Source organism: Paucilactobacillus wasatchensis (genome assembly GCF_000876205.1).
Taxonomy (GTDB): Bacteria; Bacillota; Bacilli; order Lactobacillales; family Lactobacillaceae; genus Paucilactobacillus; species Paucilactobacillus wasatchensis.
Genome location: NZ_AWTT01000012.1, coordinates 16,717 through 41,621 on the forward strand (window position 1 = coordinate 16,717; position 24,905 = coordinate 41,621).

24 protein-coding genes and 2 pseudogenes are annotated in these 24,905 nt (G+C 39.4%); 17 read left to right on the forward strand and 9 right to left on the reverse strand.

The genetic code is table 11. From position 1 onward, the window contains the following. Nucleotides 1-102 precede the first annotated feature (102 nt). The 11 genes from nrdD to WDC_RS03360 all read left to right on the forward strand — a co-directional run bounded on the left by nrdD (nucleotide 103) and on the right by WDC_RS03360 (nucleotide 11,837). Nucleotides 103-2,280 (forward strand): anaerobic ribonucleoside-triphosphate reductase, encoded by a 2,178-nt coding sequence (gene nrdD, locus WDC_RS03310; RefSeq protein ID WP_020090224.1) that lies wholly within the window; start codon nucleotides 103-105, stop codon nucleotides 2,278-2,280. Next, entirely contained in the window at nucleotides 2,267-2,854 is a 588-nt protein-coding gene (nrdG, locus tag WDC_RS03315; protein ID WP_020090225.1) for an anaerobic ribonucleoside-triphosphate reductase activating protein, read from the forward strand. The genes nrdD and nrdG overlap by 14 nt, the downstream gene beginning before the upstream one ends. A 16-nt stretch (nucleotides 2,855-2,870) precedes the next feature. Then, nucleotides 2,871-3,605: a Fe-S cluster assembly ATPase SufC gene (gene sufC / locus WDC_RS03320; protein ID WP_020090226.1), complete on the forward strand. Its 735-nt coding sequence runs from the start codon at nucleotides 2,871-2,873 to the stop codon at nucleotides 3,603-3,605. Nucleotides 3,606-3,625: 20 nt separating this feature from the next. Then, nucleotides 3,626-4,771, forward strand: coding sequence for a SufD family Fe-S cluster assembly protein (locus tag WDC_RS03325; RefSeq protein WP_044010383.1), 1,146 nt, complete (start codon nucleotides 3,626-3,628; stop codon nucleotides 4,769-4,771). Beyond that, nucleotides 4,758-5,933, forward strand: a complete 1,176-nt coding sequence (locus tag WDC_RS03330) for an aminotransferase class V-fold PLP-dependent enzyme (RefSeq protein WP_044010384.1) — start codon at nucleotides 4,758-4,760, stop codon at nucleotides 5,931-5,933. The genes WDC_RS03325 and WDC_RS03330 overlap by 14 nt, the downstream gene beginning before the upstream one ends. Next, nucleotides 5,930-6,388 carry a Fe-S cluster assembly sulfur transfer protein SufU gene (gene sufU, locus WDC_RS03335; RefSeq protein WP_020090229.1) on the forward strand — a complete coding sequence of 153 codons (459 nt, stop codon included), beginning with the start codon at nucleotides 5,930-5,932 and terminating at the stop codon, nucleotides 6,386-6,388. Before WDC_RS03330 ends, sufU begins: the two co-directional genes overlap by 4 nt. A 37-nt stretch (nucleotides 6,389-6,425) precedes the next feature. Next, nucleotides 6,426-7,769, forward strand: a complete 1,344-nt coding sequence (gene sufB, locus WDC_RS03340; RefSeq protein WP_404819441.1) for a Fe-S cluster assembly protein SufB — start codon at nucleotides 6,426-6,428, stop codon at nucleotides 7,767-7,769. 434 nt (nucleotides 7,770-8,203) lie between these two features. Continuing rightward, nucleotides 8,204-9,490 (forward strand): NRAMP family divalent metal transporter, encoded by a 1,287-nt coding sequence (locus tag WDC_RS03345; protein WP_191978637.1) that lies wholly within the window; start codon nucleotides 8,204-8,206, stop codon nucleotides 9,488-9,490. 248 nt (nucleotides 9,491-9,738) lie between these two features. Further along, nucleotides 9,739-9,999 carry a hypothetical protein gene (locus WDC_RS03350; RefSeq protein WP_044010386.1) on the forward strand — a complete coding sequence of 87 codons (261 nt, stop codon included), beginning with the start codon at nucleotides 9,739-9,741 and terminating at the stop codon, nucleotides 9,997-9,999. 251 nt (nucleotides 10,000-10,250) lie between these two features. Continuing rightward, complete coding sequence (locus WDC_RS03355; RefSeq protein WP_044010387.1) at nucleotides 10,251-10,883, forward strand: recombinase family protein; 633 nt, start codon at nucleotides 10,251-10,253, stop codon at nucleotides 10,881-10,883. A 102-nt stretch (nucleotides 10,884-10,985) separates the two neighbouring features. After that, nucleotides 10,986-11,837, forward strand: coding sequence for a Fic family protein (locus tag WDC_RS03360; RefSeq protein WP_225349611.1), 852 nt, complete (start codon nucleotides 10,986-10,988; stop codon nucleotides 11,835-11,837). 403 nt (nucleotides 11,838-12,240) lie between these two features. On the opposite strand, the gene WDC_RS03365 is transcribed toward WDC_RS03360, so the two are convergent. Then, nucleotides 12,241-12,645, reverse strand: a complete 405-nt coding sequence (locus tag WDC_RS03365) for a hypothetical protein (protein WP_044010388.1) — start codon at nucleotides 12,643-12,645, stop codon at nucleotides 12,241-12,243. Then, complete coding sequence (locus tag WDC_RS03370) at nucleotides 12,645-13,529, reverse strand: ParA family protein (RefSeq protein WP_082040906.1); 885 nt, start codon at nucleotides 13,527-13,529, stop codon at nucleotides 12,645-12,647. The genes WDC_RS03365 and WDC_RS03370 overlap by 1 nt, the downstream gene beginning before the upstream one ends. 613 nt (nucleotides 13,530-14,142) lie before the next feature. On the opposite strand from WDC_RS03370, the gene WDC_RS03375 reads away from it, so the two are divergent. Next, nucleotides 14,143-15,681, forward strand: a complete 1,539-nt coding sequence (locus WDC_RS03375) for a primase C-terminal domain-containing protein (RefSeq protein ID WP_052497781.1) — start codon at nucleotides 14,143-14,145, stop codon at nucleotides 15,679-15,681. A gap of 35 nt (nucleotides 15,682-15,716) precedes the next feature. Here the strand turns inward: WDC_RS03375 and mobQ are convergent. Then, nucleotides 15,717-17,246 (reverse strand): annotated as a pseudogene (mobQ, locus tag WDC_RS03380) (MobQ family relaxase); the annotation flags it as partial. Nucleotides 17,247-17,497: 251 nt separating this feature from the next. On the opposite strand from mobQ, the gene WDC_RS03385 reads away from it, so the two are divergent. Both WDC_RS03385 and WDC_RS03390 read left to right on the forward strand, forming a co-directional pair. Next, nucleotides 17,498-17,725 (forward strand): hypothetical protein, encoded by a 228-nt coding sequence (locus WDC_RS03385; RefSeq protein WP_068377375.1) that lies wholly within the window; start codon nucleotides 17,498-17,500, stop codon nucleotides 17,723-17,725. Nucleotides 17,726-17,747: 22 nt separating this feature from the next. Then, nucleotides 17,748-18,026 carry a hypothetical protein gene (locus WDC_RS03390; RefSeq protein WP_044010390.1) on the forward strand — a complete coding sequence of 93 codons (279 nt, stop codon included), beginning with the start codon at nucleotides 17,748-17,750 and terminating at the stop codon, nucleotides 18,024-18,026. Here the strand turns inward: WDC_RS03390 and WDC_RS09720 are convergent. The 3 genes and pseudogenes from WDC_RS09720 to WDC_RS09485 form a co-directional block, all read right to left on the reverse strand. Beyond that, nucleotides 18,016-18,522, reverse strand: a complete 507-nt coding sequence (locus WDC_RS09720; protein ID WP_044010391.1) for an mRNA interferase PemK — start codon at nucleotides 18,520-18,522, stop codon at nucleotides 18,016-18,018. The two genes, WDC_RS03390 and WDC_RS09720, sit on opposite strands and share 11 nt — an antisense overlap. Continuing rightward, complete coding sequence (locus WDC_RS03400; protein WP_014564139.1) at nucleotides 18,512-18,793, reverse strand: type II toxin-antitoxin system RelB/DinJ family antitoxin; 282 nt, start codon at nucleotides 18,791-18,793, stop codon at nucleotides 18,512-18,514. Before WDC_RS03400 ends, WDC_RS09720 begins: the two co-directional genes overlap by 11 nt. 256 nt (nucleotides 18,794-19,049) lie before the next feature. Beyond that, nucleotides 19,050-19,261 (reverse strand): annotated as a pseudogene (locus tag WDC_RS09485) (replication initiator protein A); the annotation flags it as partial. A 104-nt stretch (nucleotides 19,262-19,365) separates the two neighbouring features. Between WDC_RS09485 and WDC_RS03405 the strand changes: the two are divergent. From WDC_RS03405 to WDC_RS03415, 3 genes are all read left to right on the forward strand, one after another. Continuing rightward, nucleotides 19,366-20,331 (forward strand): IS30 family transposase, encoded by a 966-nt coding sequence (locus tag WDC_RS03405; RefSeq protein ID WP_044010392.1) that lies wholly within the window; start codon nucleotides 19,366-19,368, stop codon nucleotides 20,329-20,331. A gap of 1,145 nt (nucleotides 20,332-21,476) precedes the next feature. Beyond that, nucleotides 21,477-22,316 carry a ParA family protein gene (locus WDC_RS03410; RefSeq protein ID WP_044010393.1) on the forward strand — a complete coding sequence of 280 codons (840 nt, stop codon included), beginning with the start codon at nucleotides 21,477-21,479 and terminating at the stop codon, nucleotides 22,314-22,316. Then, a complete protein-coding gene (locus tag WDC_RS03415; RefSeq protein WP_044010394.1) occupies nucleotides 22,309-22,665 on the forward strand; it encodes a hypothetical protein in 357 nt (118 codons plus the stop codon). The genes WDC_RS03410 and WDC_RS03415 overlap by 8 nt, the downstream gene beginning before the upstream one ends. 562 nt (nucleotides 22,666-23,227) lie before the next feature. On the opposite strand, the gene WDC_RS03420 is transcribed toward WDC_RS03415, so the two are convergent. The 3 genes from WDC_RS03420 to WDC_RS03430 all read right to left on the reverse strand — a co-directional run. Then, on the reverse strand, nucleotides 23,228-23,740 hold the full coding sequence (locus WDC_RS03420; RefSeq protein ID WP_044010395.1) for a phage terminase small subunit P27 family: 513 nt from the start codon (nucleotides 23,738-23,740) through the stop codon (nucleotides 23,228-23,230). Between the two features lie 221 nt (nucleotides 23,741-23,961). Beyond that, nucleotides 23,962-24,438, reverse strand: a complete 477-nt coding sequence (locus tag WDC_RS03425) for an HNH endonuclease (RefSeq protein WP_191978638.1) — start codon at nucleotides 24,436-24,438, stop codon at nucleotides 23,962-23,964. 34 nt (nucleotides 24,439-24,472) lie between these two features. Beyond that, nucleotides 24,473-24,905, reverse strand: a 433-nt coding sequence (locus WDC_RS03430) for a DNA adenine methylase (RefSeq protein ID WP_044010404.1), incomplete at its 5' end; no start/stop codon positions are given.

The following is a 24,905-nucleotide window of genomic DNA, read 5'->3' on the forward strand; positions in this document are numbered from 1 at the left end:
TTACCCATGCTTAAGTTATAACATTTTGGCTTACATATGGTGATCCAATTACTAAACATTGGTAATCTAATCATTTAAGAAAATACAGGAAGGATCAATCAAATGGATTATATAAAATCAGTTCAAACAATTAAATGGAGAGCACTTAAGGAGAAAAGGGTTAAGAAAAGCGATGGTGAAATAGTGCCGTTTTATGCTTATAAAATTACCCTAGTTCTTGATGCATTAACGAATAGGGATGATATTAAGGACCAGGTACGTGCCCGTATCTTTTCACGAGTTACCCAATCCCCCAAAACCATTTCCTCTCTCGAAATTCGCAAATGGTTTACAGGTACGCTTATCTCGATTGGAGAGGCCAAGCTTGCCAATCAATATGATGAATATCGCGCTGCTGATGTTAAGAATTGGTTGGAAGCTATTAATCCCCAGAAAAAGCTGGGGCAACTCTTTAACGGAAAAGAGACCGTTGTTCACGAAAATGCTAATAAAGATAGTAAGATTTTTAGTACTCGCCGAGATTTAACCGCTGGGATGGTCGGCAAATCACTTGGACTGACAATGATGCCTCAAACTGTTGCCAAAGCACATCTACGTGGAGATATTCATTATCATGATTTGGACTATTCTCCGTTAACATCAATGACAAATTGTTGTTTGATTGACTTTAAAAACATGCTTGCAAATGGGTTCAAGATTGGAAATGCTGATGTTGAACCTCCTAAGTCGATTCAGACAGCAACCGCCCAGATGTCACAGATTATTGCGAATGTGGCTTCAAGTCAGTATGGTGGCTGTTCATCTGATCGCACTGATGAAGTATTGGCCCCATATGCAGCTCTTAACTACCGAAAGCATCTTGCGGAGGCTAAAGATTGGGTGACACCCGATAAACGGATCGCTTTTGCAAAGGAAAAAACAAAAAAAGACATTTATGATGCTATGCAGGGGCTCGAATATGAAGTCAACACGCTGTTTTCTTCTAACGGGCAAACACCGTTTACGACAGTCGGTTTTGGGCTGGGAACTTCTTGGATTGAAAAAGAAATTCAGAAGGCAATCCTGAACGTTCGAATTAAAGGGTTGGGTAAACAACACCGAACAGCTATTTTTCCCAAATTAATTTTTACACTTAAACGTGGATTAAACTTGAAGAAAACAGATCCAAATTATGATGTTAAGGAGCTGGCCGTCGAGTGTGCAACTAAGAGGATGTACCCTGACATTTTGATGTATGACAAAATCGTCGAAATAACTGGCAACTTTAAATGTCCAATGGGGTGTCGTAGCTTCTTGCAGGGATGGAAAGATGAGAATGGAAAAGAGGTTAACAGTGGTCGGATGAATTTAGGGGTGATCACAATCAACCTACCGAGAATTGCCATTGAGTCTAAAGGCGATAAGGCTGTTTTCTGGGAAATTATGGATGATCGGATTCACCTGGCGAAACGGGCATTAATGAGTCGATTGAACCGATGTAAGCAGGCAAAGCCCGAAAATGCACCCATTTTATACGAAAATGGTGCATTTGGAAAACGTTTGAAGAAAACGGACTCAGTCGACGAGTTGTTCAAGAACAATCGGTCAACAATTTCTTTAGGCTATATTGGCCTCTACGAAGTTGGTACGGAATTTTATGGCCCACGATGGGAACATAATCGTGAGGCACACGACTTCACAGTTTTAATTGTAAAATATCTCCACGACTATTGTGCAAAGTGGGAAAAACAATATGGCTATCATTTCAGTGTCTATTCGACACCCGCTGAGTCGTTAACGGATACTTTTTGTGAAGACGACATTAAAAGATTCGGCCGGATTCCTGATATTACATCGAAGGACTATTATACCAATAGTTTTCATTATGATGTGCGCAAGAATCCGACGCCATTTGAAAAATTAGCGTTTGAAGAAGCATATCCTAAATACGCTTCCGGTGGGTTTATTCACTATTGTGAATACCCAAACCTAAAACAAAATCCGGCTGCTCTTGAAGCGGTGTGGGATTGGGCATATAACCATGTGGGGTATTTGGGAACCAATGCATCAATTGACCACTGCTTTAAGTGTGGCTTCGACGGAGATTTTAAACCAACAGCCAAAGGCTTTGAGTGTCCCAATTGTGGTAATCGGGATCCCCAAACCTGTGACGTGGTTAAGCGAACCTGTGGTTACCTGGGGAATCCCATGATTCGGCCTATGGTTCATGGTCGTCATAAGGAAATTGCTTCACGGGTTAAGAATATGAGACTGGGAGAAATGTCAAATGACAAGAAATAATCAGGTTCGGGAACCGAATAATCCACTGCCAAAACAGTGGTTAGCTTCTGAGCGCAGTCAGCACTATGTGGCAAGTTACAAGCCTTTTAATATGGTGGACGGTGAAGGCGTTCGCTGCAGTCTCTATGTTTCTGGTTGCCTTTTCAATTGTCCAGGGTGTTATAACAAGGCTGCTCAAAATTTTCATTATGGTAAACCTTATTCTAAAAAACTAGAGGATCAGATCATTGCAGATATGTCTGAAATCTATGTCCAGGGATTGACTTTGCTTGGGGGCGAACCATTTTTAAATACGCAGGTTTGTTTAAAATTATGTCGCAGGGTTCGACAAGAATTTGGTCAGACTAAGGACATCTGGTCATGGACGGGTTATACATGGGATGAATTGATGCAAGAATCATATGACAAACTTGAACTGCTTAGGTTGATCGACATTTTGGTGGATGGGCGTTTTCTTGAAACCCAAAAAGATCTGACCCTTCAGTTTAGGGGGAGTTCCAATCAGCGGATTATCGATGTTCCTAAATCTTTGGCTGCAAATAAAGTAATTATATGGGACAAACTCATAAGATGATTTGGAGGAAATATAAGTGGCTGAATTAGTAATTAGACATTTATCTGTGGCAGTTCAAGATAAAATGATTCTAGATGACGTTAACCTGAATATTCACGATGGTGAAATTCATGCGCTGATGGGTCCCAATGGAACTGGAAAGTCCACTCTGTCAGAAACGATTATGGGCAACCCCCGGTACAAGATTACCGACGGAAAAATTTTGATGGATGGTCGGAATATTGCAAAGATGAAAATTGATGAACGCGCTCGTGCGGGGATCTTTTTGGCTATGCAATACCCTGTTGAAGTAGCGGGGATTACCAATGCAGACTTTATCCACTCAGCAATGAATGCACGTACTGGTAACCAGAATGTACCGGTATTACAGTTTCTAGATCAATTACATCAGAATATGGAGATTCTTAATATTGATCCAGCATACACTGACCGTGGCCTCAATAAAGACTTTTCCGGCGGTGAGAAAAAACGTAACGAGATTCTTCAGCTTATGATGTTGAAACCAACACTGGCTATTTTGGATGAAATTGATTCGGGGCTTGACATCGATGCTCTCAAGGTGGTTGCTAAAGGAATTAATTCGATGCGTGATCGGAAGTTTAGTTGTTTGATGGTTACTCACTATCAACGATTGTTAAATTACGTTGTTCCCGACGTTGTCCACATTATGATGAATGGTCGAATTGTTAAAACTGGTGGTCCGAAGTTAGCAATGGACCTTGAAAATACCGGTTATGAAAAGCTGATATAAGGTGAGGGAGTAAAAAACTGGTGTCAATCAAAAAAGTACTCAAAACCGCTGAATTTCAACATCCACATTTTCCAAAATATTTAGGTATTCATTATACACCGGAAGACTTTGACTTTCATAGTGATCAAAATACCTGTGATTGGAAATGGCACGCAAATCAGAATGCAATCGCTGAGATTAAAGCGAAGGGCGGCCAAATAAGCCGTATCGATGCTTGCACAATCCAATCCCACCAAACACAGGAAATTTTAAATTTTATCCATACTCACAAAAAAAATCACTATGTCATTCAACATTTCTCTCAGCAAATTAGTGGTTTGGAAGTGATTATTCCGGAAAATACAATTATCCAGAAGCCACTTAACTTGAACATTGATGTTTTCAATCAACTTTCCTCGAACTATTCACTTTTACTGAACTTGGGGACTAATAGTCGTATAACAATTAACCAACAGGTTATAATTGCTGGTCAAGCCAGTAATGCTAGTTTGATAATGATTGGAAGTCAGAATGATAACAGTCAATTAAAATTGACGACCACTATCTTGAATCATTCCAATTTAAACCTCGTTTTATTTGGAAATTTGGACGCTGCTCGAGATTGTCAGACTGTTTGGTCACTGACACCTGGCATTCATGGTGGTTTATTAGGAGATGTTGCGATTAATCTCAATGGCCAAGGTAGTTTTGGTAGGCTAAACGTTTTGAAGACCGGGACTGTTTCTGATCATTGCGGGCTTCAGGCAAGTGTTAATCATTATGCACCTCACACTAAAAGCCGGATTAATATGCGAGGTGTTCTGTTTGGTAAATCAAAAGTGAACTTCACAAGCATTGGAAACATTGTCAAGGGGGCATCTGGTTCTGATGCCCAACAGGAAAGCCGATTGATGACAGTCGGAGAAACGACTCATGGTACCGTGAATCCAGTATTGTTGATTGATGAAAATGATGTTAATGCTGGGCATGCTGCCAGTGTTGGCCAATATGATTTAGACGAGCTTTACTATTTACTGAGTCGCGGAATTCCGATTATGCAGGCGAGAAAAATTTTAGTATATGACTTTATTTCACCTGTAATACAAGAATTCGATAAGCGTATCCAAAAAATTATAACAGCTGCTATTGAAATGGGATCGGGTGAAAGTTTTAATGACAATTTATAATCATTTAGCATATTTAGATAATGCGTCAACAACGCCAGTTCCGCAGCACGTTGTTGACGTGATTGATCACTATTATCATTGTGAAAAGGTCAATGTTCATCGAGGAATGTATAAACTTGCCAATGTGGTTACTCAACAATATGAGGGTGTACGTCAAAAAGTAGCAAAATTTATCAATGCTGACGACAAAAACCAGATTGTGTTTACCAGTGGCACAACGGATAGTTTAAATATGGTTGCATTTGGTTATGCTCTATCTCATCTTCAACCGGACGACGAGATGATTGTGAGTGTGCTAGAACATCACTCGAATTTAGTCCCCTGGCAGCAGGTGGCCGCGAAATCAGGTGGTCGCTTACGAATAGTTAAAGTGGACGGCAAAGGCCATTTGGATCAAAAACAGCTAACAAAGATGATCAATCGACATACCAAGGTTGTTTCTCTAGCTATGGTATCCAACGTTCTTGGAACGTATACGGATATGAGACCCATTGCTCAAAAAGCGCACGAGATTGGAGCAGTACTAGTGGTTGATGCAGCCCAAGCAGTTGCCCATATGCCAATTGATGTTCAAAAAATGAATGTGGACTTTGTTGCATTCTCCGGTCATAAAATGTTTGGACCCACCGGAGTGGGTGTCTTATATGGAAAGTCAGAATTGTTGGAGGAGATGAACCCGGTTCGGTTTGGCGGTGAGATGATTGATCAAGTAACTAGCCGATCAGCAACGTTTCAACCGGCACCACTTAAGTTTGAAGCAGGAACTCCAAATATTGCCGGGGTGCTTGGCCTTGGTGCTGCAATTGATTATATTAATGGTATCGGTTATCCAAGCATTATGGGAACTGATCACCTTCTGGTTGAACGATTAATGTCGGAATTAAACGGTCTTAAATTTGTCACTATTTACGGATCACCAAGTGCAGATGATCATAAAGCTGTGGTCAGCTTCAACGTTGAAGGCATTCATGCCCACGACATTGCAACAATTTTGGATAGTGTGGGTGTTGCCGTCAGAGCGGGACATCATTGTGCACATCCACTCATGGATTTTTTGAGAACAGAAAGTGTTGTTCGGGCAAGTGTTAGTTTTCAAAATACTATAAAAGAAATTGATCAGTTAGTTGTCGGTATTCAAAAGGCAAGGGAGATTTTTAAATGAGTGATATACGACAATTATATCAACGAATCATTATTGACCATGCCAATTATCCCCATCACTACGGGAAGTTGGCTTGTCCTGACTTTGTGAGAACATGCCGTAATCCGGATTGCGGTGATACAATCACAGTATTTGTTTCAATTGATACTGATTGTTTTAACGAACTTAATTTCGTTGGAGATGGGTGTGCTATTAGCCAAGCATCTGCCAGTATTATGACGGATACATTAATTGACAAGACAGTTGCCGAAGCAACACAATTGATTCAAGAATTTCAAAAATTATTGCTAGGGCAACATATTACGACAGGCGATTTAGGTGACAGTGTCGTATTTGGCAAACTGAAACAGTTTCCAACTCGGGTCCGTTGTGGGGCCCTTGCATGGCATGCTGTGTCAGATGTAATTGAGGAGTGGGGGAAGAGAAGTGGCCAACAAATCAACTTCAGCAAATAAAAAAGCACTTAACCAAGAGCGCGGAGAGGTTGATAAAATTAGACCAATCCTTTCAACAGGAGTCGGGATTAATGAATCGATCATTCAAAACATTTCGATTGCCAAAAAAGAGCCGAAATGGATGCTGACACTCAGATTGAAGGCTTACAAAATATATTTGGAAAAACCATTACCTCACTTTGGTCCAGATCTTAGTCAGATTGATTTGGATCACATCAAATATTTTCAACGTGCCACCAATTATGTTGCCCGTAAGTGGAAAGATGTTCCCGATACGATCAAGGAAACTTTTGAGCGAATTGGGGTCCCTGAAGCCGAGCGGAAATATTTGGCTGGGTCGGCAGCCCAATACGAATCTGAAGCTGTTTATAGTAATCTGAAAAAAGATCTTGAAGCAAAAGGAATCATTTTTATGGATACTGATACAGCACTTCGCGAGCACCCAAATCTGGTTAGACAATACTTTGGAACCCTGGTAGCGGCATCGGACAATAAATTTTCCGCACTTAACACAGCGGTTTGGTCCGGTGGAACATTTTTATACGTGCCCAAGGGTGTGCACGCAGACGTCCCAATTCAGAGCTATTTTCGGATTAATGCCGGAAGAACTGGTCAATTCGAACGGACTTTGATAATCGTTGATGAAGGCGGATCTGTCAACTATGTTGAAGGATGCACTGCGCCAAATTATTCAGAAGATAGCCTCCATGCGGCTGTGGTTGAGGTGTTTGTGAAGAAAGGCGGCCGTTGTCGGTATACAACTATTCAAAATTGGTCGACAAATGTTTATAGTTTAGAAACCAAGCGTGCGCAGGCCGATGAAAATAGTTCGATGGAATGGGTTGACGGTAATTTGGGATCTAAAGTTACAATGAAATATCCAAGTATTTACTTAGCCGGCCACGGTGCCTCAGGTTCAATGTTGTCAATTGCAGCTGCTGGAAGTCAAATGCACCAAGATACTGGGGCCAAAATGATCCATATGGCTCCGGACACTCATAGTACCATTGTTTCAAAATCTATTTGTCATGATGGTGGTCGGGCTGACTATCGGGGCCTGATTAAGTACATCCAACAAGCAGACAATGCTCATTCTCACGTGGAGTGCGACACCATTTTAATGGATGATCAAAGTGGTAGTGATACCTTTCCAGTGAACGATATTGAAACTAGTAATGGGACGATCGAGCATGAGGCAAGGGTCTCCAAGATTTCTGAGGAACAACTTTATTATTTAGAAAGTCGTGGAATTGATGAATCTACTGCCACACAATTAATTGTCATGGGATTTCTAGACCCCTTTACAAAACAATTACCCATGGAGTATGCGGTTGAATTAAATCGCTTGATTAGATATCAAATGAGTGGGAGTATTGGCTAACTTTGATCATCACGTTGTATCAACATTAGTACAAAAACTCCAATTTATGTAGGACAGAGTATTCAACTGAATACTTCCAATCACTTTCATGGTATAGAGACAGGATGTAACAAAGCTGTTCCAATAAAATATATAAGGTGGATTTTAAAAGTTAATCCGAACGAAGTTAGAACCAAAAAAAGACCAGCTTCCCTTAAAATAATGTTTACTACAAATTCATTTTTAAGAAGCTGATCTTTTGTCTAATATAACCTACTTTGGAGCGGGTGAAAATTGCAGCCTTTTGTGGTATAAAGCTACCGCAGGTGATCATTACCAATTATTTAAACCAGGCAACAGCAATAATGAATTAGTATGCTTTAATCCCTACAGGGATAATTTTGCAAAGAATTCAGATTGAATTTGTGATCTGACAATTAATGGAGTTGATCGAAATGCAGTCAAATATTACTCATAGAAACAAAGAGTCCTCACAAGTACCATCTTCAAAAAAGGAACTGCATGTTAAATATCACTGGTTAAAAATTTGGGGACCAGGATTAATAGTCATGTTGGCAGATACTGATGCAGGTTGCTTAATCACCGCAGCACAATCAGGAACACAATGGGGGTACACGATGCTCTTACCACAATTTCTGTTAATCCCAATTCTATATATGGTCCAAGAAATGACGGTTCGTTTGGGAATTGTTACCCGCAAAGGACATGGTGAATTAATTCGTGAAAATTTTGGACCTGGTTGGGCATGGCTTTCAGCAGGTACGTTGGCAGTTTCTGCAATTGGAGCTTTGCTAACTGAATTTGTGGGGGTTGCAGGAGTAGGTGAACTTTTTGGAATATCTAAATGGATTACTGTTCCACTAGCAACAATCCTGCTAGTGGGGATCGCCTTTTGTGGTAGTTATCGGCGTGTTGAGAAAATTGGGGTTACAATTGGCTTAGCTGAATTAGCATTTCTTATCGCCGTGATAATGATCCGACCAAATATCAGTCAAATGGCCCAAGGATTAGTGACAATTCCATGGAGACATTCTTCTTACATATATTTACTAGCTGCCAATATCGGTGCTGTAATCATGCCTTGGATGATTTTTTACCAGCAAGGGGCAGTAGTTGACAAGAATTTGATTACCATCGAAATTCCACAGGAGCGACGTGACACTTTGGTAGGGACTTTTATTACACAGGGAATTATGCTAATCTTTGTGATTGCTTTTGCATCAACGGTTGGTAATAAAACAAATACTACATCTTTAAATACGGTTGGAGATTTGGCCAATTCATTAGTCCCTTTTATTGGAGAAACAGCTGCTAACTTGCTGATTGGTGCTAGTATTTTAGGTGGTGCTCTAGTAGCCGCTTTAGTCGTAGCTTTAGCTGGTACTTGGGGAATTACTGAGGTCTTAAATTGGAAACATAGTTTGAATGAACCTTTAAATCGAACAAATATTGGATTTTATGCCATATATACTTTGGCACACGTAATTGGAGCAATTTTGGTACTAGCTAATTTTGATTTAGTCAACATCGCAATTGCAGTTGAAGTTATGAACGCACTTTTATTGCCAATTGTTCTGGGATTCTTACTTGTATTAGAGGCTAAGGTGTTGCCTCAACAATATCAAATGCACGGTATATATAAATGCATTGTAACACTTATTTGCCTTCTTGTTATGGCATTTGGTGTCTATATGGTAGGACCGATTCTTGGAATTTGGTAAAGTATGGTAGATTGTAAAATTAATCCGAACGCTGTTCGGACAAAAAAGATCAGCTTCCCTTAAATGGTGTTTACCACAAACTCACTTTTTAGGAGTTGCTCTCTTGTCTAGTATAACCTATTGGGTACTCAATATTGATCTTGTTCCTTATGTTAGTGGTTCTTGGTGTGGTTTATGCTTACGTATGATGTAAATGAATATTAGATTATTTTTCGATTGATAAAATTACGATTGTTTAGGGAGTATGTATGAATATTATTGAATTGGTTTTGGGAGCCTTAATTGAGTTAATTTCTTTTTCCGTACCAGATTTATTATTTGGGTTACCTAGAATGCGGCTGAAGAAAAAAATAACGAAGAAAGCCAATTCCCTTAGCTTTTCAGCTATAAAATTAAATGAATTAGCAAGAAAGCCTGAATATACGATTACAGATGGCAGGTCAGGTGGTTTCGATTTTTCAGGGTGTTCCTATCATGAACTAAAGCTATTATGGCGTACTATTCAATAGTTTAAGATACTGGTAATTGTGTTTAACAAATTTGCTGATGTCTTTTGTGTTGGTGATAAAATGATCCAGTGATGTTCTGCTAGAGTGTACCCTAATTAGACAAAAAGAGGTATAATCAGTTTATGGATAAAAACTTAAATTCTGCTTGGGATAACAAGCAGTTCTTTGTTTTTGTCAAACTGTCTAATTAGAGTGTCTAAAAAGAATGCAGTAGGGTGGGGGAGACTGATCTTCTGAAAGGAGAGTTATTGATGAAAGTTGGTTATGCACGAGTTAGCTCAACTGATCAAAATTTGGCCCGCCAAATTAAAGCCTTGAAAGTAGCCAGATGTGAGAAAATCTTTGAAGAAAAACAATCGGGCAAATCGACCCAGAACCGACCAGAATTACAGGCGGCGATTGCTTATGTGCGGCAAGGAGATACATTAGTGGTGGCTTCATTGGATCGGCTGAGTCGAAACTATGACGATGCCAGTGATATAATCAAACAGATTAGAGATAAACAAGTTAAAATGGAAGTCTTAGACGCCCCATTTCTTTCAATGCAAACTGGCGATTCAGATATGGACAAATTTATGTTCGATATGCTAACTAAGCTGCTAGCTTATATGGCCCAGACGGAGCGAAAGAAAATTCGCGAGCGTCAAAGACAAGGAATCGAGATTGCCAAAGCCAATGGGAAATATCGAGGGACTCGGCCCGCTTACGCCGCAGACGCACCTAACCCACAAAAACGGTTTATCTACCATCGTATCATTGATCAATTAAGAAACAAAGCAACCGGGGCTAAAATCAGCTATCGTGCGATTGCGGCCGAAACTGGTGTATCGGTTCAGACTGTCATTAATATCAAGAATCGGTTGAATGAAGAAATTCCCGAATAAAATGTTAACCAGGCTTTGTTGATTTCAACTGAATATTGAACATTAAAAGTTTGCAAATTTTTAATTGCGGCTAATATACGAACTAAGGAGGAGATCGGTATAATGGATAACACGGCTTTAGCACGATTCATTACGTCACTTGGAAGTTTGAACGGGTATGGGAGTACTCTTGCCCAAACGAAAAAAGCTTTGGACCTTAGATCAAGCCAACCACTTAATCAACATGGCGAAGATGTGGCCATTTTTGAAGACACATTGAAGGGAATCGCGGCCGTTAAAGAAAAAGGATTCAGCGTTGATGGTATTATTGCGATCAACTCAGCATTTGATTCACCTTCCGATGAGCAGCCTAACTGGCCGGGACATTTACGCAATGCCTACTATAATGAAGACGATCGCATTGGAATTACAATTGATCAAAGTGCAAAAGAGACCTACTTTCCACCAGAGATTGTTCGGCGTGATGATTTACAAAAAATTGTGGATAATTACAAGAAGTCTCCTAAAAAAGAAAAAGATGCTTGGAAAGTTTTTGCCGATTTATCTAAGCTACAACCGTTTCAGGACGGTAATAAGCGGACGGCACTGATTGCTGCCAATGCTGCGTATGGAACATTTGAGAAGGAAAACTACTTAGTACTTCCTTTCAATGACCTGGATCGTGGTGAGTTTACAATTTCATTGATGCGTTACTACGATGCCAAAAATCCAACTGATGAGGCAAAGTACCTGGATAAAATGGTTGATTTACTTCCAAGTGATCGTGAAAGGGAGCTACATCGGCCGATCATTAGTGATAAGAGTCAGGGCAAAACACGAGTGGCACGAGTTAAGCCGCAATTTAGAAATGTTGAAAATAAAAAAAGTAAAGAGAGCACCAATCCTAAAATTGAATCGAAACAGGTAAAGTCCCCCTTTAGTCCGTTAAGGCATGATCGAGGCCTGAAGCGATAAATTAGACGTTAAATAGGTGTATTCTGAGCACACGTTCGCTTTTTGTGGTGATCCTCTCTATCCTCTCTGTCCAATAAGTTGCAATCTAATCTTCGAATAACTAAGATGTGTTTAAAAACAATAGCATCATTGATAGCCATGTAGCTATCAATGATGCTATTGTTCTAGTAAGTGTTATTGATGTTTAAGATGTGAGGATCGGAGAGACAAAGTTTTTTAAGATTATTTTTTTAAATCCATATTTGTATGTAAGTATGAATTTATGAAAGTATACAAATATGAATGTTACAATACAGGATCAGGATATAAAGACTATAACGCACATAGTCAGGAAGTATAGTGAAGATAATGAGTAGTAATATCTGATTCAATTATAAAATCATAAATTCATACATATATAAATTTATGATTTTTTTCGAGTCCTTTTCTTCTTTTCATCTTTCTCTCGTAGTTGGGCTACCTTCATATCAAACATCTGTCTTTCGACCTGACTCATCTTATCAATTTGTGGCTGCATTTGATCTCCAAGTAGCTCATAGGTGTAGCTAAAGGCCGATTGATCAAGTAGTGCCATAAACTGATAATATTGCTCAGCCGGCAGAACCAAAGATTTTCTTTCACTCTTATTACCGAATCCTTGAGTGGACCTAGAGCTATTAGTAACTTTGGTAGTTGGTTCAGGTCGGTAAAGGGTCTTTGGTTGCGGATCGGGTTTGTATGATGTATCGAGTAATCCCGATCCATTCTTAGATGTAGTTTTATCAGAACTTTCTTTTGTGAAGAAGCCAGGTCTTTTTTGTTCGGTCATTATTTGTCACTCTCCATTAAGTTCACGCGTTCAATGAATTCATTCGTCAGATCGTCTAGGAAGGAAGTAAAAATATCCTTGTCCCAATAGCTATCATTTCGTAGCCCGTTTCGTGGTGCAGATTGTAGTCGACGTTTATAGGGAACAATTGTCTGAAACATATTCTCTTTTCCAAAGAAATTAACGGCGTCTTGCATTACAGTTTCGTCAATACTTCCGGATCGTTGCATTTGATTCGGTAGAATACCGAGTACGTCAGTTGGCACGCCGAACTCATTTACCTTCTCTGGCAACTCATCTGGATTGAATATGAAGTTGTGGGCCCCGTCCAGAGAGTCTGATTGGGTTTGAAAAGCGACAAGGACGTAATCGCTCGCTCCTACAGCAGAGTCAGTATAATCGGAAGAGGTTGGTGGTGTGTCAATAAAAATGAAGTCATAGGTTCCACGACTTTTTAGGGGTTCAAGTAATTTTCTTAAAAAGAAGAGCTTTTTCGATTTAACTTCGTGGTAATTGGCGTCCCCTTCTTCGGCGACACCATACTGCTTGCTAAGGTAATTTGTCAGATTCTTTAAATCGTAATGGGCCGGAATAAGATCTAAATTTGGGAGTATGTTGACGACCAAATTGGTTAGATCATGGTCTCGAATTCCAGCCATCATTGTTTTGTCTAAGACAAAAACTGAATCTGGTTCGTTATGTTCTTTTGTTACTACAAATGATTTTGTGGTATTGGACTGTGGATCTTCATCTACAACTAGTACATGATAACCGTGGAGAGATAGACTGTAGGCTAAGTAACGAGTGATTGTGCTCTTGCCGGCGCCTCCCTTTTGATTTGCAACTGTAATTGTGAGAGGCCTTTTTAAATTTATTTTTGTCAATTTATAAGCACCACGCTTTCATAAATGTATGAATTTATAACAAGACAAGTATAACTTGGTTTTTCGTTTGTGTCAAGATTCCTATTGTCATTGACAGTAACTGCTTTACAAAGGCAATCTATTTAATCATACATACATAAATTCATACATTATTTTATTCATAAATGTATGAATTTATAAACGTAAGAAAAGAAAACCCTTTATCTTGAAGCAATAATGAGGTACACTTCTCTTATAAATAAGAAAAGCGCCAACCAACGGGAATTGGTCAGCACTCGACAACATCTTTTTCAACTAAGAAGATTATACCAGCAAAATGGTAAGATGTCGAGAATGGTGTTATTTCAAAACGGTAGGGGACAAGCTGCCGGGTAAAAAATAAGGGGACACGTGTGGTGAGCGACTTCTACGAAAATTCACTGGATCTATTTAATTAGATCCGTAGGCAGTAATTTTAAAAAATTTAAAAGTTTATTCGGGGGTAGTCGGACTACTTCCACCTTAAGCAACTTAGCTAAACGCTGAGTTGCTTTTTTGTCTGCGCTTTTTCGGTTTCTATGTCATTTCTATTAAGCTAACTTAGGTGTTTATTTTGAAAGGAGGTGAGCTCACCATGTACGATTTAAAGACGGTTCAGGCTGCACAAAGGCTGATATTACACGATTCATTACATACATATAAAGTTAAAAATAGTGGTTCTACTATTGCCGGACAAGTGATGGAAACCCCGACAAAGAAGGGGGCCATTGCGCTCTTCAGCAGTAAGGATTCGATGCAAAAAGCACATGGTGTTGTGGTCACCTCATTTGAAGCACTTAGCGCTATTGCTGATCATATGACTCACTGGACACCCAATACGTTCAACTGGCTTGGATATACGCAAAATCGAGCGAACGTTCGTGGACACCGGGAAGATAACCTCGCGCAAATTAATACCCTGGTCGTTGACATTGATTTTGCTGATGCGCAAGAACGAGATGCCCGAGAGCGAGATGCCCGAGAGCAGGAAGTCTTGGGTGCGGTCACTGTTGCCGACTTATTCATTCCTACGATGATCTTGCGAACAGCCAAGGGTTATCACGTGTACTACGTTTTTGATCACCCTATGTTTCTACGAAAAAAGCGGGGACAGTTTCCCGTATTAAAAGCGGCGCAAAAAATGTCGAGTTTTGTGCGTCAGTGGATTCAGAAACGGGTGGCCAGGGTCGATGTTGGCTGCAATAACTTTGGAATTTTTCGAATTCCCCGGCAAGACAATCTAGTCTTTTTTGATGCACATATGTTGGTCCAGGTGAGCGCTCTGATGAAGTGGTCACAATATTATGCTGCCCAAGTTCCGGTTACGAAGCCGGATAAACGACAGGTGATTTCTCTAGCCCCAGATGAAGGTCGGCAGGTTGACCAAGCTTGGTTTAAAGCCTTATTGAAAGTGACAACAGTCAAATCAGGTCAAGGTTTAGCCCGTCACAACACGGTTTTGACGTTAGCTTTAGCGATGTATCAGTCAAAAATCTCGCAACAACGTGCGAGAGACGTGCTTGACGTCTTCAATTCAAATCTACATGATCCGTTGGCTGATCGCGAAGTTGTACAGTGCGTGAGAGACGCCTATTCAGGTAACTATCGGGGGGCAGCACTGAGTTATGTTCAAGGACTATTGGATCAATGGGTGCCTAATTTTTCAGGTAAAGTTGTTGCTGGGATTGGCTGGCATAAATTTGCTAAGCCGCGTGCCGAACGACAATACAGTCATGCCCACGAATGGCGTAACGATGTGCTTGCATTGATTAATCGAATGGGTGGTTCTGCCGCTTCGGTTGCCATGTCAACGCGTCAAATTCAAGCTGAATTAGGGATTTCTCCGGCGAGTTTGAATCGGGTTATGAAGCAACTACAAGCAACTTCGCAATTGAAGCGGGTGCAGCGTGGTAACCAGCCAACTTTATTGACGACGGTGACCATGTTATTTAAGTCGGCTATGGTGAGCCGTCAGGCTCAAAGTCAAGCGTGGACAGGGTATTTAACGACACTAATGCCAACTGTAAGCAAAAATGTTTATGAGCCAACAGTTGGTACTTTAACTGAGATACAAGCGGTGAGTGGTGATTCAGAGCCACCGTGGGGAATGGAGACGAGAAGAAGAACGGGGTGAAAAGTGCTGCTATCAATTGCCATAGGTATATATCTAGAATAGGCTTGTTCCTGTTTAGTCATTGGTAATTCATCTAAATCGCCTTTGGGAAAGGCCCTTTTCAATACTTCATGGTATTGCGTTTTAATGACTTGCTTAACAGCCATGATTGTTCGCAAATCTTTGACTGCGCGAGTAATCTTTTGCTGCTCGGTTGGTGAATACTTTTCTAGTAGACCTTGATCAACGTGTTCTAGACTTTCTAAGCTATCATCATGAATCATCAGCGTATATTTAAGCTCGATTTTGACTTCCTTTTCTTGTTGCATTAATAACTTAAACCCAACGTATGGCCGCTTAGTAAAGGTCAATAATTGTTGGGTCAACAAATCATCACGAATGTTCATTAAACGTTCGTTTAATTCACTACCCTTGAAAACTGTTTGTTCGCTATCGGTTTCCTTAATTAATTCTCGTCTTTCAGCTTGCGTGGTCTGTTCAAAATTAAGCTCTGGATAAAGTTTTTTCATAGTGCGATCAACTACTTTATTTAAGAGTTCATCTGCTTTTTTGAGTGAGATTTCTTGTTGGTTAATTGTCAATAATTGTTTAGTCACATCTTCACCAACCGCATGTTTAATTAAGGTGCTGTTTTTCCAATTAAATAGCATGCGCCGTTTATCATCTAAGTTCTCCAAACTGATATAAGTTTTCAGTTCATGGCTTAACTCTTTAACTACCCGTTTTTCATTAAACGAGAAGTGTTTACTTAGGCTATCTAAATGACCTCTATTAATTACTTTTTCTTGGTTGTTTTTATAGCCAGCTTTGGACTTACGATAGTTCTTAACTTGTTGGTTAAATTCTTTTCTTTCATGCCGCTTACTATTGATTCCCTCATGTTGAGTTGGTGTATCATCTATTCCCTCCTCGATAAATGATTTTTCGCTGATCCTATCGGGAATATTTTTTTGCTCTAAAACTTGATTTACACTAACCGCCCAATTGTGCCGCCATTGATTGATTTTTTCTTTTTTATCCCAATCAACCAACCAAATTTTTCGGTTTCTCACATTCCCTGCAGGGGTCTTAGTTTTATTACCATGACTATCTAAAATGTATTCGGTTTTTGTTTTCTGTCCCCAAGTACCATCGGGGTTAAATGGGCGATTGGTTAACATCACATGAGCGTGCGGATTATCTGGGTGGTCGCGATGAATTGCCACGTCGGCTACCATGCCCTCATCAACAAAATTTTCTTGCACATATTTTGTCAGTAATTCTTTCTGTTCGGATTCACTTAATTCTACCGGTAAAGCCACGTTAAACTCTTTTGCATACCGTGAGTTTGATTTACGATCTTTCTTTTCAACTTCATTCCACAACTGCTCTCGATCACTGGCCCATTCTGGTGCATTTTTGGGGGTTAAAATAAAGCTTTCTGGCATAACCGAGCGGGCATAAAAATAGTGGCGACCTTCCTTATCATCAAATAGCTTTTCACCACTTCGATAAGCGGCACTGGCAATCGCACTTCGTCCTTTACCAGCACTAATATTACTAAAGCTCATGTGAAAAATTGCCATGTCGGTCACCACCTTTCTTTGGGTTTATGGGTTTGACTTTGTTGTCGCCATCGGCGACTTCTAATACAGGTTTTAATGGTTTTAGCACAACGTCATCAAAGATGACGTGTAAGTGCGCATTGACCTCGTTTCACTCGGCCTTCTGATTCTCTTAACTTTAACTTAGTGTATGACTTCCGCTTCGCTATTTCAAATTTTATACTTTGACTTAACGTTTCTTATATGATATAGTTTCGGTGATTATTTCTAATATGATTGGAGGGATCGTTATGGCTCAAAGTAACTTAGAAAAACAAGAAGCTAAATTAAAAGCCCTTAATCAAAAAATTAAGGACGAAAAAAATAAGATTGAACAACGGCTAGGTAAACAAATCATCAGTCAAGCCAATTTAGATTATGCTAATTTGTCTAACGATCAGATTAAGCTTTTAGCCAAGCAATTTTCTGAATTTTTAAAGGTAAAGTCCGTAGATCATTAGCCATACGAGATGGGGAAATTCCATGTCTAATCAATATGAAAAACTAGTCGAGCAGCAAGCGCGTTTAAAACAAAAAATTGAGCGGGAAGATTTTAAATTACGACAATCTAAATACTATGAAAATCGGCAAGCCCGCAAAGCCCGTTCTCGCCGATTAATTCAAAAAGGGGCTTTGCTCGAAAAATACTTTCAAGCTGATAACCTATCGGTCGAAGAAACCGAAGAACTTTTAAAAACATTTGCTGACTATGTTAACGCCCATAAACCGGATAAATTAAAAAACGATCAACCTAATAACTAGGCCGATCGTTTTTATTTTCAGGATTGTTTTTTGGCTTAATTTCTGGATTGTGTTTAGCAAAGTCTTTTAACTGTTTTTGAATTCTTTGTGTAAGCTCTGCTTTACTTTCTTTGTGCTTCCTTTTACTTGATCGCTGTTGAATTATATTTTGACCCTTACCTCTTCTTTTTGATTTTAGGTCAAGCGTAAAATCTAAAATTTTATTTTGATCTAGCTTACTTAAATGACCGATTTCTTTAAAGTTTAAACCGGCTTTGGGAAAGCGATAAATATTACCAAGATCGACCCAGGAAGGTTTCTTCAACCCAGCGGATTGCCAATCTTGAATCGGATAATATTGTTGCTTGATATAAGCCGACTTCTTTTCATACTGACTAGTAATTTTAAAAGCCTCGACCGTCTGTTCTGATACCCGACGAATTAAAACTGGCCGAGACTTGCCACCGTTAGTTTCTACAAAACTAACGTATAGGCTGACTAAGTCATTAGTCCTCATCTGGATCGTTGAGCCAATCAGCGACCTCTTTAGCGTCTTTGAACTCGGTGACTGGTGTCCCTTCGGTCGCCTTTAAAAAGCGTAAATTAGCTCTTTCTTCTTCGCTTAAAGACGCATTAAAAGGTAAAGCACCATTAGCAACAATCCGCTTGTAAAACATGTTAATGGCCGTGGTTGGATTTAAACCCAATTCGCTTAAAATTGCTTCGGTATCATCGGCCAAATCTTTATCAATCTTGACTTGGACCCGTTTCTTTTCCTTAACTGCCATGATTGTCTCATCTCCTTTATTTTACTACTACCATTATACTACCTTTTGAGTACCTTATCAATAGATAAAGCCTTGGCCTCAAATCACTTGAGCTTGGCGTTGATCTAAAGGCTAAACTTTTGAGCTGGTTAGCCTGGTTAGCTCTGACACTCATTTAAAAGTCCCTATTCTTATGTTTAAGCCATTTAAATCTAACTTAAGTAATAGGTTAGTAAGTCTTAAAATCGCTTAGAAAAGATTTTGTAGCCTTTTAGGACTAGTAGTACAACCCACTGTTATCGTTGTCGGCCGATTTTTCTTCTTCGGGGTGTTTGGCCGAATATTCTCTAGCCGCTTGTTTATTCCACCAAACGCCAAATAGGTTTTGCATGGTGCCGTATAAGTAGTTCTCAACATTCTTGATGTGCTTCTCAGGGCGTTAAAGTAGCGTCTCAAGGCTTTAGTCATTAAAGGTTTCAGTTCCTCATCTGGATGTAAGCTGATTCCTTCCTTTTGAGAGATGATTTATTCATTATACCCTCTCTTAAAAGTTGTCTCAGGAATCAGCTTACATCCAATAAAAACATCTTACCATGAGTGAACGCGAAACGATATTCCTGATGCATAATAATCAGGCTTCACTGACTTCAATTGCCCAAACAATTGGTCGAGCAACGTCGACAGTTAGCCGTGAGTTATCGCGAAATAGATCGGCATATTCACCTTCTGTTGCTCAAGAGCGCTACGAAACTCAAAAATCTCATTGTGGACGCCGGTCGCTACTTTCTGATCACCAATTGCTTCAATTAATCCGGCATTTATTCTTGGATCTACAATGGTCACCAGAAGAAATTGCTGCACGCTTAAAATTAGAGACCTCATCATTTCAGATCAGCTACACCACGATTTATCGTGGCATCTACTCCGGTTTATTTGATCAGAAGCTTTCATCACGAGGTACCAGAGGGGTGATCAGAAAGCTTAGACATCATGGTAAATCGCGCCATAAAAAAGGTTATGAGGAACGTCGCGGGAAGATTCCTATATCGCATACACTCCAAGAACGACCTGAGTCTGCCAATAAGCGGACTCAGATTGGCCACTGGGAGCTGGATACTGTAGCTGGTAAAACTGGCAGATCTTGTGTGGTCACAATGGTTGACCGTTGTTCAAGATACTTAATAATGCACAAAGCAGCTAAGAAAAACTCAGCCAGTGTGACCACTACTATTCGAAGACTACTAAAAGATCTGCCACCAGAACACTTAGGTACGATTACGCCCGACCGTGGCAAGGAATTCGCTAAACATCATCAACTAACTGAAGAATTTGGTATTGAGTTTTACTTTCCAAATCCTCATGCTCCGTGGCAACGTGGGTCAAATGAAAATACAAATGGCTTAATCCGCGAGTACCTGCCTAGAAATCAAGATATGGATCCAATTTCGGATACCGTCATTTTAGAATTCGTTGATCGGCTGAATAAAAGGCCACGAAAATGTTTAAACTGGAAAACACCATATGAGATCTATCATAATCAAAAATTGCACTTAATTTGACAATTCAAGGCACAAAAAAATAGCACATGTGTTAGCGGGCACATTGCTATTTCGGTACACTTGATTCATATCCGAATACATAATAACATACATTTTCATGAATTACGCAATAACTTGCTTAAGATGTTGACTAGTTTATATCCCCTAATAAGACTAGTTAACATAATTGGCATTATATAAAGTAAAGTGCTCAATCCGTGTGGTTGTGGGCTTTTTATTTTACAACTTTGTGAAGTAAAATTGGTATAGGTCAAGTAACACCCTGAAACCTTGATTTAATAGGATTCTAATTTTAGAAAAGTTAGTGAAATTTCATATTTATTTATTCAATTTAGTTGACTTAGTGGTCCACCCCATGCTTGATTGAGAGGTTGGTTGAGCGGTGAATGGCAAAGTTGTACCCTAGTTACGAGCAAATTTTAAAAATAAGCGTCGCACTAGAGTACAACTTAACTGCTACTTGACCGATCGGCCGTCTCACGTATTCTAGTTAACCTCGTAGCTGCTGTCTCTTCGACAAACCGTATTCCCTTACAATTACTGCCCTGCAAGCATTGAATACAGCCACCGTGCTCGTAAGCACCAGTAAACCGCCCTGACCCTTATTGGTGGTCATCACCATTCATCACCCACAACACGAGGTCGTTGCTTATGTGATATAGCCAGTCGTTATTGCGGTCGCACTGGCAAACGTGTCTATTTAGTTTGGACTTTATCCATGCAGGTTGGCTTCTACATTGTCAAAATTCGCCACGCGTGCTACAATACAGTTAATTCGTATAAACTGTTTAGTTGCGCCCGATGCCAGTCGGGGGTGGCTTTTTTTATATTCTTTTTTACAAGGGAAATTATATACCACTTTCAGAACTTATGAAAGTGTTTTTTTATTTTTGTATACAAATAGTATAATATTCAAATAGTAAAATAGTACAGTAGTCTAATATACAAATAGTAGAATATACTACTAGTAAAATATACAAAAATGAAAGTCAATAATATCAACTGACTAGCCTATCAATCTTTTGCACTATTAGTATGCAAATAGTCTAGTAGTAAAATATACAAATAGTAAAATAGTAATGTTTTTATTTTTACTTTTTTTCCTAAAAATATGGTATTCTTTTTTGTAGTAAGGAGTGATTATCGTGGCAAAAAAAATACTGTTCGGTAATTTTAAAGGCGGAGTAGGAAAAACTACTAATTCTGTTATGACTGCATATGAATTAGCTAGAAAAGGGCATAAAACTCTCGTTTGTGATTTAGACCCTCAATCAAATTCAACTCAGCTATTGAGAAGAACCTATGGGCTACAACATAATGATGAATTAGAAATAAATCGTACGATGATGGTAGCTATACAGGAAGAAAATATAAGAGATTCAATTGTTAATATAATGGATAACTTGTATTTGCTTCCTTCATACAAAGACTTTGTGAACTACCCAGACTTTTTGGAAATGAAGTTTATGCCGAATGCCGAAAACTTTAAAGAAAAACGAATGGCATATTTTGGAGAACTACTGAAATCTGTTGAAAATCAATTTGAATATATTATTTTTGATGTTCCACCTACATTGTCTATTTTTACAGACACTGCTCTGTATGATACTGATTTCGTTATTATTGTCCTTCAAACCCAGCAAAGGTCGTTAGATGGTGCAGAAGCCTTTTGGGAATATCTTCAAGAATTTTATAATAACCATGAGTCAATCGATTTTGATATAGCGGGAGTCTTACCTGTGCTTCTTAAAAACAACTCTGGAATAGACAACCAAATAATTAAAGACGCCAAAGATGTATTTGGATCTAATATGCTGTTTAATATTATTGTTCGTCATATGGAGAGGCTAAAACGGTACGACAGACTTGGAATATCGGAAAATGGTTTTACTGAAAAAAATGATTTTCATGATATAAAACTTCACGGATTATATGGTAGGCTTACCGAAGAGATAATTGAAAGAACTGGTGGTACTAATGGCTAAGATGACATTCAACAAGCAAGATAGAAGTAAAACTCCTAAGCCTATTGAAGAAACAAAAATATCCAAACCCAAGGAAACGTTTGATATTTCTAAGGCAACACAAACTACTAAAGAAAAAGAGCCAAGTAAACTGGGAAGACCTAGAAAAAACAAAACTTATGGCACGGTTAGGTTGCAAAAAGAAAACGTAAATAGGATTAATTCTATTCAAAATACTCTAGGATATGAAACTCAAGATGACCTAATATCTGCATTGTTAAACGAAGCGGAACAAAAAATGTCATCAGAGCAAAAGATTATGTTTGATATGTATCTTAAAGCGTTCACTAAACGGCAGAAATCCAAATAGGCCGAAAAAGCAGGCCTCCCAGCGATTAACTGAGGGACCTGTTTGCGTATACTTGTACATCTTTTAATTTAAAATCACCACAGAATGCGTTTGAGAGTAATAAAAAACTCCCCATTTCTGGAGAGTACGATAATTGTGACTAATAATTATCTCGGGCACACGCAGTATAACTAAAGTTAAGATTAATGTAAACAATAAAAAGCCCTCATCAATTAAGATGAAGGCCGTTAATTTGCTATTAGATTAATCACTGTTAATTCTTTAAATAGCGACCCAATGATGTTCCGGTCACTGAATTGTTCAATATCTGTTTCAATCGAACTTCGTAAGCTTAACATGTATTTAGCATAATAGCAAATAAAAAAGCCCCAATCCAATTAAGGACTGAGGCTTAATTCATGCAGTGAGTTGAGATACCGCCCTCAACTAGGCTAACGGACGTTTTACGGTGCGCCAACAACACAACCTGCATCTGCCGTGTCTCAAGCAAGCGACTACTTGACGTTCCGATGGAACCCATCTCACGGTCTTGATTAATGCTAGTATAGCACCTTATTTCAGCTTATATCAACTTATCAGATAAGCTGTTTTTAAACCGGTCGAAATCAACGATTTTATCACCACCAAAGAAATCTTTCATCTTATCTGTGGCCGATTTCTTGCTTTCGGAGCTTTGGACTGTTTTAAACAATTCTTCACGCGACTTTGGCGATAATCCGAGCTGGATCCCTAATGTACTCATGTTTTTGGTGGCTTCTTTTAGCCGACCAACTGCTGGATTTTGCTTCCAACCGGTAAAATCCTTACCAATTATTTTTCCTTCGCTATTTTGTAAAGAACGGTATACTTTTCGCTGTGCGCCCTCGTCTATCAACGTTTTATACGCATCGCGGTACTCTTGATATTGGGTGCAATAGGATTCAACTAACATCGAATCGATCCGCTTAACTCGTTTCGTTTCCTCTAAAAAAGGCACAACTTTACGCCAACACTCCTTGGCAAGCGATTCTAAATGTTTCGGTGGATCATATGATAAATGACCGTCATTTTGTTGATAAAACGGCTTTTTGGGCATACTTTTGCCTCCTTTCTATAAAAATTACGCATGTTTTTTACAGTGAATACCCCCCCTACCTAAAAAATTTTAAAATTGGTTGCGCCTCGCGAGCACATTGATGTGCGTGTGCTCTTCTCGTCTTTCATAAGGGGGGCGGGGTTAATTTTTATTTGTCTTTAGTACAATTGACCATTAATTTTTAAACACGCTCAAAACGGCTTATATTAGCTCTCATGGCATTAGCTATTCATTAACATACTTATTTGGGTAATATCATTGACGGGTTTTGCATTAGTAAGCACATTGCCATCACCTGTGCCATAGTATTGGCGCTCCCATTCAGTCTTTTTGTGATGACACTTGCGGCAGATCACAGCAAGGTTATCAATGTCTGCTTTGCTTACTGGCTGAACTTCCACTGGTACAATATGATCAACCGTCTTACTGTTTGGTGTGAGCTTTCCAATGGCTTGACAGTAACAACATAAGTAATGATCTCGGTCTAACACTTGTTGGCGCAGATGGGACCACTGTCTAGTACGATAGAAACTATATTGTTCCTGCTTAACCTCACTACGATTACGTGTGACAGTATTATAAATGTGTGTCTTATGCTTATCACGTTGATTACCGCGTGACCACTTCTCACGACTTGCCAAGTATTCTGCTTCATGCTCGTAGTGTTCACTGCAATAGTGATCTGGTAGTTCCACCATCTGATGGCATCCTGGCTGACGACACCTGCGTACTCTAGGCATCTTCATCATCCTCATGGACTACTCTTAGTAGCAGCTCATCTCTACGCTTTCCTGTTGAAGAAAAGCTTTGTTTTTTGCCAAAATTAAAAGCCACCTCGGTATAAGGTAGCTTTGTGTATTCGCTAATATAAATTTCTTTTGCTGGGCATTCATGTAGATACCAATTCTCAAATGCTTTATGGCCGAATCCATCATAATCATATGAAGTACCAGCGTATGGTGGATCGCAGTAAACAACGTCATCAGTATCGATGACTAGTTCTCGATAGTCCTTTGCGGAATATTCCAGTTGTTGCAGTCGTTCCAGTTGTTGCGGTCGTTCCAGTTGTTCCAGTTGTTGCAGTTGTTCCAGTTGTTCCAGTCGTTGCAGCAAATCATAACGAGAATTAATATTCATTTGTTCTCGTCGCCATTTATGGAATAAT

Bases quoted from the DNA above. Each gene is read 5' to 3' on its own strand.
- WDC_RS03355 (WP_044010387.1), top strand. From the start codon at position 10,251: ATGAAAGTTGGTTATGCACGAGTTAGCTCAACTGATCAAAATTTGGCC.
- WDC_RS03330 (WP_044010384.1), top strand. From the start codon at position 4,758: ATGACAATTTATAATCATTTAGCATATTTAGATAATGCGTCAACAACG.
- WDC_RS03390 (WP_044010390.1), top strand. From the start codon at position 17,748: ATGTCTAATCAATATGAAAAACTAGTCGAGCAGCAAGCGCGTTTAAAA.
- nrdG (WP_020090225.1), top strand. From the start codon at position 2,267: ATGACAAGAAATAATCAGGTTCGGGAACCGAATAATCCACTGCCAAAA.
- nrdD (WP_020090224.1), top strand. From the start codon at position 103: ATGGATTATATAAAATCAGTTCAAACAATTAAATGGAGAGCACTTAAG.
- WDC_RS03420 (WP_044010395.1), bottom strand. From the start codon at position 23,740: ATGCCCAAAAAGCCGTTTTATCAACAAAATGACGGTCATTTATCATAT.
- WDC_RS03360 (WP_225349611.1), top strand. From the start codon at position 10,986: ATGGATAACACGGCTTTAGCACGATTCATTACGTCACTTGGAAGTTTG.
- sufU (WP_020090229.1), top strand. From the start codon at position 5,930: ATGAGTGATATACGACAATTATATCAACGAATCATTATTGACCATGCC.
- WDC_RS03400 (WP_014564139.1), bottom strand. From the start codon at position 18,793: ATGGCAGTTAAGGAAAAGAAACGGGTCCAAGTCAAGATTGATAAAGAT.
- WDC_RS03375 (WP_052497781.1), top strand. From the start codon at position 14,143: ATGTACGATTTAAAGACGGTTCAGGCTGCACAAAGGCTGATATTACAC.
- WDC_RS03425 (WP_191978638.1), bottom strand. From the start codon at position 24,438: ATGGTGGAACTACCAGATCACTATTGCAGTGAACACTACGAGCATGAA.
- WDC_RS03365 (WP_044010388.1), bottom strand. From the start codon at position 12,645: ATGACCGAACAAAAAAGACCTGGCTTCTTCACAAAAGAAAGTTCTGAT.
- WDC_RS03350 (WP_044010386.1), top strand. From the start codon at position 9,739: ATGAATATTATTGAATTGGTTTTGGGAGCCTTAATTGAGTTAATTTCT.
- WDC_RS09720 (WP_044010391.1), bottom strand. From the start codon at position 18,522: ATGAGGACTAATGACTTAGTCAGCCTATACGTTAGTTTTGTAGAAACT.
- WDC_RS03345 (WP_191978637.1), top strand. From the start codon at position 8,204: ATGCAGTCAAATATTACTCATAGAAACAAAGAGTCCTCACAAGTACCA.
- WDC_RS03405 (WP_044010392.1), top strand. From the start codon at position 19,366: ATGAGTGAACGCGAAACGATATTCCTGATGCATAATAATCAGGCTTCA.
- WDC_RS03385 (WP_068377375.1), top strand. From the start codon at position 17,498: ATGATTGGAGGGATCGTTATGGCTCAAAGTAACTTAGAAAAACAAGAA.
- WDC_RS03415 (WP_044010394.1), top strand. From the start codon at position 22,309: ATGGCTAAGATGACATTCAACAAGCAAGATAGAAGTAAAACTCCTAAG.